The 12,134-nt window shown below is 31.4% G+C and carries 12 protein-coding genes and 1 pseudogene; 1 reads left to right on the plus strand and 12 read right to left on the minus strand.

All coding sequences use genetic code 11. From position 1 onward, the window contains the following. Positions 1-24: 24 nt before the first annotated feature. Together B5D41_RS00915 and B5D41_RS00920 are read right to left on the minus strand one after the other, a co-directional pair. Positions 25-1,419, minus strand: a complete 1,395-nt coding sequence (locus tag B5D41_RS00915) for a metallophosphoesterase family protein (RefSeq protein WP_078808716.1) — start codon at positions 1,417-1,419, stop codon at positions 25-27. Positions 1,420-1,456: 37 nt separating this feature from the next. Continuing rightward, on the minus strand, positions 1,457-2,707 hold the full coding sequence (locus B5D41_RS00920) for a competence/damage-inducible protein A (protein ID WP_078808717.1): 1,251 nt from the start codon (positions 2,705-2,707) through the stop codon (positions 1,457-1,459). A gap of 166 nt (positions 2,708-2,873) precedes the next feature. On the opposite strand from B5D41_RS00920, the gene B5D41_RS00925 reads away from it, so the two are divergent. Next, positions 2,874-3,497 carry a DUF3786 domain-containing protein gene (locus tag B5D41_RS00925; RefSeq protein WP_078808718.1) on the plus strand — a complete coding sequence of 208 codons (624 nt, stop codon included), beginning with the start codon at positions 2,874-2,876 and terminating at the stop codon, positions 3,495-3,497. A 2-nt stretch (positions 3,498-3,499) separates the two neighbouring features. On the opposite strand, the gene B5D41_RS00930 is transcribed toward B5D41_RS00925, so the two are convergent. The 10 genes and pseudogenes from B5D41_RS00930 to folE all read right to left on the minus strand — a co-directional run bounded on the left by B5D41_RS00930 (position 3,500) and on the right by folE (position 11,929). Further along, a complete protein-coding gene (locus B5D41_RS00930; RefSeq protein WP_159442862.1) occupies positions 3,500-4,102 on the minus strand; it encodes a class I SAM-dependent methyltransferase in 603 nt (200 codons plus the stop codon). Between the two features lie 189 nt (positions 4,103-4,291). Further along, positions 4,292-4,567 (minus strand): hypothetical protein, encoded by a 276-nt coding sequence (locus B5D41_RS00935; RefSeq protein ID WP_078808720.1) that lies wholly within the window; start codon positions 4,565-4,567, stop codon positions 4,292-4,294. A gap of 399 nt (positions 4,568-4,966) precedes the next feature. Further along, a pseudogene (locus B5D41_RS00940) lies at positions 4,967-5,170 on the minus strand (MoaD family protein); the annotation flags it as partial. Between the two features lie 55 nt (positions 5,171-5,225). Then, positions 5,226-6,725, minus strand: coding sequence for an AAA family ATPase (locus B5D41_RS00945; protein ID WP_078808722.1), 1,500 nt, complete (start codon positions 6,723-6,725; stop codon positions 5,226-5,228). Further along, the gene (locus tag B5D41_RS00950; RefSeq protein WP_078808723.1) at positions 6,718-7,275 is read right to left on the minus strand and encodes a hypothetical protein; all 558 of its coding nucleotides are present in this window, start codon (positions 7,273-7,275) and stop codon (positions 6,718-6,720) included. Before B5D41_RS00950 ends, B5D41_RS00945 begins: the two co-directional genes overlap by 8 nt. Before the next feature lie 186 nt (positions 7,276-7,461). After that, positions 7,462-7,905 carry a phosphatidylglycerophosphatase A family protein gene (locus B5D41_RS00955; RefSeq protein WP_078808724.1) on the minus strand — a complete coding sequence of 148 codons (444 nt, stop codon included), beginning with the start codon at positions 7,903-7,905 and terminating at the stop codon, positions 7,462-7,464. Beyond that, positions 7,898-8,431 (minus strand): CDP-diacylglycerol--glycerol-3-phosphate 3-phosphatidyltransferase, encoded by a 534-nt coding sequence (gene pgsA / locus B5D41_RS00960; protein WP_078808725.1) that lies wholly within the window; start codon positions 8,429-8,431, stop codon positions 7,898-7,900. Before pgsA ends, B5D41_RS00955 begins: the two co-directional genes overlap by 8 nt. Further along, the gene (gene rimO / locus B5D41_RS00965; RefSeq protein WP_078808726.1) at positions 8,428-9,756 is read right to left on the minus strand and encodes a 30S ribosomal protein S12 methylthiotransferase RimO; all 1,329 of its coding nucleotides are present in this window, start codon (positions 9,754-9,756) and stop codon (positions 8,428-8,430) included. The genes pgsA and rimO overlap by 4 nt, the downstream gene beginning before the upstream one ends. Before the next feature lie 388 nt (positions 9,757-10,144). Continuing rightward, a complete protein-coding gene (locus tag B5D41_RS00970; protein WP_078808727.1) occupies positions 10,145-11,260 on the minus strand; it encodes a DUF362 domain-containing protein in 1,116 nt (371 codons plus the stop codon). Positions 11,261-11,368: 108 nt separating this feature from the next. Continuing rightward, a complete protein-coding gene (gene folE, locus B5D41_RS00975) occupies positions 11,369-11,929 on the minus strand; it encodes a GTP cyclohydrolase I FolE (RefSeq protein ID WP_078808728.1) in 561 nt (186 codons plus the stop codon). Positions 11,930-12,134: the final 205 nt, after the last annotated feature.

Here is a 12,134-nt window from a genome sequence, read left to right on the forward strand (position 1 = left end):
TTCACTTCCTATTTAAAATTAAAATCAATTTGAAATAATCTTTTGTTGTTGATTATCTATTCCTCTTCTTTCTAAAATAAAACTACTTTCACGGCTATAAATCTTAATAATATCTACAGCCTTTAATTTAACCTTTCCTTTATCACTAAAGTGTAACAAGTTAACTGTATATGGAATTCCCTTTTCACTCTGTAACCCTCTAATCCCTGCTGCTCCACTAGTTCCAGCATCAATAATAGTAGTTCCTTTCTCTTGCCTAATCTTAAAATCATGATCATGACCATGTAATATCACTGGCACTTTTCCCACTATATTAGAAGCAATCAAGAAGTTATGAGTTACTACAATCTGCGGCGGATTTACTAGTTGACCTATTAACTTCTTTAACCCTGCTTGATACTCTTTAATCATCTCAGTTTGAGGTGGTTTTATATTCTTAGTTGTAGAAGCAGGATCAGCAATACCTGTAATAATTACACCTTTAACATTAATAGTATTAGCATTTAATAAAATTACATTATCAAAATTCTTCATCTTCTGGATGATAGTTGGTGAATCATGATTCCCAGGCACAAAAATATAAGGAATAGATAAATTATCAATTCTTTCTACTAACTTTGCTTCAATAGGAGTTCCATAATCACTAATATCCCCTGAATCTATAATTAAATCTACATTAAAACTCTTAACCGCTTTTTCAATAAAATCTAAAGCTACTGGATTGTTATGAATATCACTTACATGTAAAACTTTAATTTGACCACTTATCTCACCTAAAGGTCGTAAGGCTTCTACTTCAGCAAATAAATTAGAAACATTGGTAGCTATTTTTTCCATCTCTTTGCCTATTTGATCAATATTATTTAGTCCTTCTTCTATTAATCCGATCATCCACGGAGCAGCAGCTAACATCCCTTTATAATTAGGATCATCAAACCTATCAAAATCATAAGTATAGTAAGTACCAGCAAATAAAATAACTAATAATAATATACCTACTAAACCACCGATAAATAACTCCTTCCAATGCCTATTTCCTAAAATAAAGACTCCAAAGGCACCTCCGGTAAAAGCAAGAAATACGACGCGTAATATAAAGAATTGTAGAATATCTCTACCTCTTAATCTGATAGAAGAAATAAACTCTTCTTTATCCTCTATATTATTCACTACCCTTCTTAAACGGTCAGGATTTATATTTAAAACAGTTAATTCTAAATTCAAGGGAAAAGTATGAGTGTCAGCAATTAACTTTCCTACTGGAGGAAAGTTAATTTCAGTAAAATTATTACCTGAAATCTGGGCTGATAATCTAATTTCAAAAGCACTTAATCTATATATAGTCCCACTCATCAAATTCACAGCAACTACTGCACCTAAAATTGCAATAAATATTATAATCACTAATTCATTCTTCATTTTTATATCACCTAGAGTTATAATTTATTTTTATCTATTATAACTCTAAATTACCTTCTAAATACCTACGCAATTTATCTAATGCATATTGAGAAGTAAGATATTTAATTTGTTGCCGTCTACCATGGAATTTAAACCTAAAACTCTGAGTTTTATTTCCCACTGCTAATCCCATATAAACCAATCCTATTGGTTTTTCTTCACTACCCCCGCCTGGTCCAGCTATTCCGGTTACAGATATTCCTAAACCCGTTTTAGCTAATTCTTTAACACCTTTAGCCATCTCTTTAGCTGTTTCTCTACTAACAGCCCCATGTTCTTTTAAGGTTTGAGCACTAACTTGTAATAACTCTTGTTTAGCTTGATTACTATAGGAAACTACTCCCCGCTCAAAATAACTAGAGCTACCAGGAATATTAGTTAATCTATGTCCAATTAACCCACCGGTACATGATTCAGCTATAGCTATCTGTAAGCCTTTCTTATTTAGTCTTTTAGCTACTACTTCTTCCATACTTTCTTCATTCACTCCAAAAATATTATCTTGTAACCGCTCTCTTAATTCAACTTCTACTTGATTAATTAAATAGCTAGCTTCTTTTTCTACATCTGCTTTAGCTGTAATACGTAAATGAACTTCTGCTTTACTAGCTAAAAGAGCAATAGTAGGATTAGTCTGATTATCTAAAATATCTTTAATTTCTGTTTCTAAAGAAGATTCACCATAGCCACAGACTTTTAAAACTTTAGATTTTATTAATTGTTTGTTACCGATTTGTCCTTTTAAATATGGAATCACTTCCTTTCGCATCATCTGTTTCATCTCTGTTGGTACCCCAGGCATTGAAATAATAATTTTATCATCCTTCTCTAGAATTATCCCTGCTGCTGTTCCTTCTTCATTAATAATAGGTTCTGCTCCAACAGGTAAATAAGCCTGTGTAAGATTATTCTCTGTCATTTCTCTACCTAATTTCTCAAAGAAACTTTCTATCTGCTTAACTAGCTTTTCATCTTTAACTAAATCCACGCCCATTACTTCAGCAATTATTTCTCTAGTCAAGTCATCATCAGTTGGCCCTAAGCCACCAGTAGTGATTACTACATCTGCTCTTTCTAGACTTCTTTGTAATACTTGCAATAATCGCTCTTTATTATCACCTACTGTTGTTCTATGGTATAAATTAATTCCTAATTCAGCTAATCTTTCGGCTATATAAGCTGCATTAGTGTCTACAATCTGTCCTAATAACAGCTCAGTACCTATGGAAACTATTTCAGCATTCATTATTCTCCACCTCCATGTTATGCATAGACTGTTATTATTTATCATATCATAGATAATAAAGTTTTAACAAGTCTATATTTATAAGTTTAACAAACCTTTAATAACCACTCACTAATTGATGATATTTACCAAATCTGATATAATTAACTAAAGGGGTTGATTTCATATGTCATTATCAGAAAGTCAAGAACCTAAAGCTTATAAACCAGCAATGAATAAAGCACGTAACCGTTTAGCTAGAACTGAAGTAGAAGATATAATTAATCAAACAGACATATCATTTGAAAATAACCATTTTATTATACCAGGCTTGAATCAAGAATATTATGTAGAATATCCAAGTGGTGAAGTTAGTAATTCCCAGCAGGATATACCTGTAGCTATCGGTATGAAGATTGTTATTTTACATTTCTTAACTAGAGGTAATAACTGGTCACCTACTAACAAGCTAGTCTCTTATAAAGAGCTTCCTAACGGGAATGTTTATGAGGATGCTTTTCAACGTGAAGCAGTACAACCGATTATAGACAGCTTTAGTTATAATCTAACCCAATTACAAAAAGTAGCTCAAAAATTAGGAGCCAGCTTTATAAATAAAGGAGATTTAGGATTTAAGATTAATGCTTTACCTACTGTTCCTGTTACTTATATCCTCTGGTCTGGTGATGATGAACTTACTGGTGGGGCTAATATATTATTTGATTCTTCAGTAATAACTAAATTACATACTGAAGATTTAGCATTCCTAGGGGAGTATATAACAAGTTTATTATTAAAGTTTAAAGAATAAACTCATATTTCACAAATATAAAGTCCCATTCGCTTATTTAGTTTGATTATTTCATAAGTAGGGAAGACTTGATTTAGTTGCTTATCAATATCATTTACAAAATCATGATAGAAACTTCCTTCTAAAGCCTCAACTGCCCTGATAATCAAACTATTATTCTTGATAAATTCAAAAAAAATCACTCTATCTTCAGCAATTCGATGCATTTCTTGTAAGACTTTTAATCTATACTGGTTATCCATATCATGTAATGAGTAAGCAGCAGTTACTAAATTAAATTGATTATTAGAAAACCTCTCTAATTCATGAGCTGGCATTTCAATAAAATTAATTTGGTCTCCAAACTTCTTTTTTGCTTCTTTTATCATCTCGGGAGATAAGTCAATGCCTGTTATATGAGAAGTATAATCTAAAAATAAACTAGCTAATCCTCCGGTTCCAGTACCTACGTCTAATACCGTAGTCTTTTTACTAAGATTTACTTTCTTTTCAATAATCGGAAACCCCGACTGATAACCTTTTCTCATTCTTTTACTAATAAATTTAAATGCAGGCATAACTATTTTATAGAATTTTTTTAACCGTTCCATATATTCTCTTTCCATTATCATAATTCTCCTTATTGAGTCTTTAAATTAGTATTAATATTTATAGTATATAATATAATACCAGAAATAACCACACCTTGTAAAGAAAGTATTCTTAACTTTACCTAGTAATAATTTATATAAATAATCATTATTCAGCTAAAAACCCGCCATTGCAATGACGGGTTTAACTTTTAAAAATCTATTTTATTGTAATAATTTAGTTGAAGCTGAATCTTCAAAATCATCAAAGCTATACCAAGTATCTATTGACACATCACCTTCACCTGTATTAGTTCTAAACTCTAATGCCAATTCTCCATTTGAACTACAATATATAAAAGTGCAATCTCTCCAGCAACCATCACACTTTTTAAATATCTGTTCAGAACTAAATTTAAATCTTCTCTCTCTTCTATCATCCCCACTTTTACAGATAACTAAACTAATACCAGGATCGATATTTTCATGTAATAGAATCATTTAGTCCCCTCCTTTATAATATAACCCCCTACTACTTATATTACTCCACTTATCAACTACAGCCTTAATTTGAACTCCTATCAAAGCCCCTATTATATATTATTACTAGATTAATATATTTTATCTATTACTCTTACCATCTCCCTCTACTGTTTAGTTTAGATATTAAATAAGGTTTTAGTTATTCTTATATTTAAATGTCACACTATTCTTAATTTATATTTCTACATTTTCGTGCAATTTCCTGCATAATACAAAAATGATATTTGTCACATGCAAGTTCTTTTATGAACAAAATCAATTTATCTCTTTTACTTACACCACTAAATAAGTTATAAAATCTTAAATAATAAAAACAGGTAATAGATCTGATGTCAGACCTATTACCTGTTTAATATTCTATCCTCCAGCCACCTGTGGGAAGATAGTTACTTTATCATCCTTATTTAGTTTAGTCTTCAATTCATCTAAATATAAAATATTTCTACCATTGATTAAAATAGTAATTGTTTCATTTAATCTTCCATCTTCCAGTAATGCTTCTTCCATATCTCTACCATATAAATCAATTAATTTTTCTATAACTTCTTGTACGTTAGATACTTGAGGGAATAATAAAAAAAAGCAGGCTGTAAACTTTACAACCTACTCTAATCAGTTAAGCTACATCTTCAACTTTTATTCCTAATTTTTTTCTAAAATCTTCTCCTTCAATACTTTCTTCTGCTAATAATTCAGCTACTACTTCATCCATTAAATTTTGATTAGAAAGAATAATATCGTGTACTCTTTCTTCTTCTTCTTCTATAATCTTTCCTATCTCTTTATGGACCTTGCTTTTTGGTAAGTCATCTTTACTTACGATTCCTAATTCAGACATACCAGAATAAATGATTTTTTTAGCTAACTTAGTAGCCTTTTCAAAATCATTTGCAGCACCAGTACTTCTATTACCTAAAATAATTTCTTCAGTAATAGCCCCTGCAATACAGACTGCTATCTGACCTTTCAAATAATCTAATGTTTGTAGATAGAAATCATCTTCAGGATTATGACGTACATATCCTAATGCTTTCCCACGAGAAGTAATCGTAATTGTAGAAACAGAACCTGGTCTTGCTTTTTCAGCTATTAAAGCATGTCCTGTTTCATGATAAGCTACTCTTTTTAACTCTTCTTCTTTAGGACGACGATTTAATTTTTCACCCATCATCACTTTGTCAATAGCTTCTTTAAAGTGTTTCCCTTTAATCATATCTGAATCTTCTCGCATAGCCATAATCGCTGCCTCATTAGCTAGACTTTCTAAATGAGCACCAGAAAACCTAAAGGTCTCTCGAGCAATCTTTTCTAAATCTACATCTGAAGCTAAGGGCTTATTACGAGTATGAATATTTAATATCTTATTTCGTCCTTCTTTATCTGGTAAATCTACTTTTACTACCCGATCAAAACGACCTGGACGTAAAATTGCACTATCCAAGATATCAATCCGATTAGTAGCACCAATTACTAAAACATTAATATCATCATCAATAGACATACCGTCTAACTCTACTAATAATTGGTTTAATGTTTGATCATATTCTAAATGACCAGAATTTTGTCCACGTTTTCCACCTAAGATTTCAATTTCATCAATAAAGATAACTGCATTTGATTTATTAGCCTTTTTAGCTTGGTCTTTAGCTTTCTTAAATAGCTCTCTTACCCTCTTTGCTCCTACCCCAGCATACATTTCAATAAATTCACTTCCTGAAGTAGAAATAAAAACAGAATCTATATAACGAGCAGTAGCTTTAGCCATTAAAGTCTTTCCAGTTCCTGGAGGTCCACTAAGCATAATCCCTTTTAACGGTCTAATTCCTAAGCCTTTAACCATTTCTTTATCACGCACAAATCTCAATGCTTCTAATAGTTCATTCTTAGCTGAATCCTGTCCCCCAATATCATCAAAAGTTATACCTGGAATCTTACTGCCGTTTGCTCCTCCATAAGTGTTAAACTTCTGTTTGCTGCCTAATCCTTGTTTATTTAAAACTTGAAAAAGCACATAACCTAAAATACCAAAAAAGAAAAGAGGAGCTACATTAATTCCTTGAAAAGCCAAAAAGATAGACAAAGCCAAAACTAGTCCTAAACTAACTTCTTTAAGCATTAGCTCCACCTCCTTGGAAAGCAAATCTATTCATACCATGTTCACGACTAATTACTTTATAAAAATTAGCATTTTTATCTTCTAATTCTAAATAAATATTCTCTTCATCAACACTTACCTCTGCTTTATGAATATCTAAGTCTTCTTTTATTTTCTTTAATCTTGCATCCATCTTTGTAAATTCACCAGTTATAATAGACTCATAAACAGATAGATGTACTCTTTGATAAGCAGTCATTAGTTTTTGATTCGGTGAATTATTCAATTTAATTGTATAGTTCTTGCTTCCAAATTTATCTATTAATCTTCTATCTGCTTTCTGGTAAATTTCCTTTAACATCTTAACATTAGTTAAAGTCAATTTAACCTCTTTAATCTCATTAACATTCTTAATCTCTACTTTCTCTATACCCTCGATCTGCATTAGACTGTTAGTTAACGAATTCTCTAATCGATAATTGTTATAATAGTATTGGCCACCAAAGAAAAGTCCTAAAGCGATAATTAATACAATAGCTACTAATTCTATTCTAATTCCTTTAATCTTCATCTCTTTCCACTCCTTTCTTGCGAAATTATTTAGGATTTAGTTTGTTTTATAGTACTTTATCAACGACAATGACTATTATAACACACCATTCATTAGGTAACAACTGTTAAATTAATGTAAATATTGGTAGAAGATTTATATCTTAATAAAAAAAGAGACCCGGTAAAAACCGAATCTCCTTAATATCTAAACAAAAGCTAATATTAATCTAATTAACAAATTAGCCATAATTCCCGCTAATATATCATCTAACATAATTCCTATACCACCATGAAATTCTTGTAAATTTCTAATCGGTGACGGCTTAGTAATATCAAAAATTCTAAATAAAATGAAAGCAGGAATTAACATATTGATTCCTAATCCAAACATTGCTACAAAATAGCCAGCCCACTCATCGATTACAATCTTTTGGCAATCCTTTTCACCATATAGTTCTTCTGCCCAATGAGAAATAACTATTCCCACAAGTGTTAAAACTAATATTAATGGTAGATTTATAGTATATTTCTGCAACCAAACTCCTGCTAAAACTGCAGCAACTACTGTTCCCGCCGTCCCTGGAGCTATAGGACTTAAACCACTGTAAAATCCACTGGCTAAAAATTTAATTAAATTTTTATTATGCATCTGTCTTAATCACCTTCTTAGATTTCCATAAATAATCTACTCCTGAGATTATAGTCAATAGAACCGCTAGCCAAATTAATATTATGCTATAAGGCAAGTTAATAATCATAGCAATAATAGCAATAATCTGTAAAGTAGTCTTATACTTACCTAATTTACTAGCTGCTATTACAATTCCTTCTGAAGCAGCAACCACTCTTAAACCGGTAATAGCAAACTCCCGACCGATAATAATAATTGCCGGCCAAGCTGTAATCTCTCCCATATCTACTAAAGCAATTAACGCTGCAGAAATTAATAATTTATCTGCTAATGGGTCAATAAACTTACCTAGCTTAGTGATTAACCCCTGTTTGCGAGCAATATAACCATCTAAACCATCAGTAATTGCTGCCAAAATAAAAGTTCCCACAGCAAAATAACGAGTATAAACTGAATACTCTCCTCCTGGTGTAAATAACAAGAAAAACATAAAAATAGGTACTAATATAATTCTTAAAACTGTTAACTTATTAGGTAAATTCATTCTATTTCCTCTCCTATTAAGTCATATTCATAAGCATCTACCACTCGAACCTTAATAAAACTTGCCGGCTTTACTTTAGCCCCCTTAACATAAATTAAGCCATCTATCTCTGGGGCATCTCTTTCAGTCCTACCGATTACTAACCTTTCTCCAGCTTCTTCTTCCACCTCTTCTACTAACATATCAACCTCTTTACCAATCCACTCCTGATTTCTTTCTAAAGAAATTGTCTTCTGTAAATTCATAACTTCTTCATAACGTTCTTCTTTAATCTCACCTGGAATCTGTTCCGGCATATTAGCTGCTGGGGTACCTTCTTCTTGTGAATAAGTAAATACACCTAATCGATCAAATTTAGCTCTTTGAATAAAATCCAATAAATTATTAAATTCCTTTAAAGTTTCACCAGGAAATCCTACAATTAAAGATGTACGAATAGTCATATCAGGAATTCTATTTCTTAGCTTCTCAATTAAAGCTAATATATCCTCTTTACTACCTTGACGTCCCATCTTTTTTCTAATCTCTTCATCAGCATGTTGTATCGGAAGATCTATATAATTACAAATACGCTTATGCTTGGCAATCATCTCTATTAAATCATCACTAAAATCTGCAGGATAAGCATATAATAGTCTAAACCATTCAATCTCTTCTATTTTAATTAGCTCAGTCAGTAATTCAACTAATTTTGATTCATCATATAGATCCCTACCATACTTGGTAATATCTTGAGCAACTATATTTACCTCTTTAACACCCTGCTTTGCCAGTTCAGTAACTTCTTTAACTATATCTTCGATTTTCCTACTTCTTAGTTCTCCTCTTAAATCTGGAATAACACAATAACTACAACGATTATTACAGCCTTCAGCTATTTTAACATATGCAGTATATCCTATATCCGATTTTTTACGCGGTAACTCTTTTTGATAATCGAAATTAGGATCTGTAATTTCAAACCTTTTTTCTCCTTCTAGGCCTTTATTAATAACTTTTACTATCTCATCAAAATTACCTGTACCTAAAATAGCATCTATTTCTGGAATCTCTTCCTTTAATTCTTCAGGATAACGCTGTGATAGGCATCCAGTTACAATTAATACCTGACAATTATCTTTTTTATATTTTGCTAATCCCAAAATAGTGTCAATGGATTCCTCTTTAGCATCCCCTATAAATCCACAGGTGTTTACAATTAAAACCTCTGCTTGATTATAATCATCTATTATTTTTAGACCGGCTTCTTCTATTAAGCCTGTCATAATCTCTGAATCAACTTGGTTCTTAGGACAACCTAGACTAACTAAACCTATTTCTATCATTAAATACTTTCTCTCCTTTCACAAATCCTAAATAACTTAAACTATATTAATTCCTATGATAACTAGCTATTATCAATCTTATTATGCTCTAAATTTAGTAGTTTCATTCTTGTATAAGTACTTCAAGATTTTAATTAAAAAATCCTTTACTGAAAATAAAAAAGACTAATATATTTCTATCATCCACCACTTAAATTCTATTATGATTTATTCTAAAAATATAATACAGAGCAATAAATCTAAACTTATTCTCACCTAGCCTATAATTATCTTTAGATGAATCAACTTTCTATTTATGAATATTAACTTTAATTAGATATAAAAGAATAGCCAATATGTCAAATGACATATTGGCTATTCTAAATTAAAGTATTAAGTAATTTTATAATTAGTCAACCTTAATTAATTCATAATCCCTACTACCCAACCCAATAGTTTCTCCGTGAGCTAACTGTGCAGTCCAATCAACCTCCGGATGAATACCTTTGAATTTATCTTCACCTGCTCCATGATTATGCTTAAGAGCACTATCTTTTCTACCTGGTTGTTTATTGATTAAATCTGCAGATGCTTGATCAATAGCAACTGGATCTTTAGAAGCTAAAATCCCAATATCATCAACTATTGGTCTATCACTCCAACCAACACAATCACAAAGAGGGCTAACATCCATAACAAAGTTAATATATCCTGTTTTATCCTCTTTATCTTTAATGACTCCTAAAGCATATTCAGTCATTCTTTCCTGCATATCTTCCTGAGATTCACCAACTAACTCAATCCCGATAGCATCTGTTGGACAAGTAACCATACATTCACCACAACCAACACATTTTTCAGTATTTAACTCACTAACATCATCAATCTCAAAAGCGTCCTCTGGACACCATTCAGCACACTTTCCACAGGCTATACAATCTTCAACAGTTATCTCTGAAGTAACTACAGCATGCATCTGCTGTTTACCACTTCTACTACCTAATCCCATACCTACATTCTTGATCGAACCACCGAATCCAGTTAATTCATGTCCTTTGAAATGAGCCACACTTAATATTCCATCGGCATCACAGATTTCACTACCAATTCTAACTCTATCAAAATGCTTTTGATTAATCTCTACTTCTCTATAATTTTTCCCATTTAATCCATCGGCAATAACTAAAGGTGCTTGTACAGTAGAATACCCAAAACCATTAGCAATAGCAGTATTTAAATGGTCTATAGAATTAGCTCTTGTTCCAACATAAAGAGTATTAGCATCAGTCAAAAACGGCTTACCCTGAGATTTCTTGATTTCTTCTACTAACCGCCTAATAAAAACCGGTCTAATAAACCCTGTATTTCCTTCCTCTCCAAAATGAAGCTTAATTCCAAATAAATCATCTTTTTCAATTAATTCATCAAAACCTGCTTTGTAGAAAAGTTGAGATAACTTATTAATTAAGTTATTATTCTTATCCTTTGCTTTCATATCCACATAATAAACTTTACTTTTAGCCATTACCAATTCCTCCCTAATTAATTAGTTATTTTAAATTCCTAAAACTAATTAATCATCACTACTTCATAATGTTAAGTTAATCAACTTACACTTTCATCCCTTTAAAACCTAACCCTTAATTAACTTTAATGCTTCAGCTCTAACAGCTTGATCTTGATATAATACCCCTCGAACAGCCGAAGTAGTGGTAAATGAACCTGGCTTTCTAACTCCTCGCATAGTCATACACATATGTTCCGCCTCAATAACTACAATCACTCCACGAGCATCTATGTTTTCCATAATAAGATCAGCTATTTGACTTGTTAATCGTTCTTGTAACTGAGGTCGTTTAGCAAAAGAATCGACTACCCTTGCTAGCTTACTCAATCCAGTTACCTTCCCACTCTTTGGAATATAACCTACGTGAGCCTTCCCATAAAAAGGTAATAGATGATGTTCGCACATAGAATAAAAAGAAATATCTTTGACTAAAACTAATTCCTCATGCTCTTCAGAAAAATATATTTGTAAATCATCAGAAGGATCTTTATGCAATCCGCTAAAGATATCCTCATACATTCTAGCTACTCTATCCGGAGTTTCTAATAATCCTTCACGATCCGGGTCCTCACCAATTGCTTCTAGAATCATTTCCACTGCTTCTCTTATCTTCTCTTTATCTACCATTGCTGTCCCCCCAAAATATACTCCTAATTTATTTATTATATTACAATTTGATACTCTTAATATTATATTTCCCTATAAACGCAAAATTTCCTGCTAAAAAAATCATAATTATTATTAAATTTTTAAAATATTCTGTTTCTTTCTTGCAGAATCTTCTTCCTTTTCATTTTGATTATAAACTTTATTTATAATTATTGCAAATATA

This window comes from Selenihalanaerobacter shriftii (genome assembly GCF_900167185.1).
Classification (GTDB): domain Bacteria; phylum Bacillota; class Halanaerobiia; order Halobacteroidales; family Acetohalobiaceae; genus Selenihalanaerobacter; species Selenihalanaerobacter shriftii.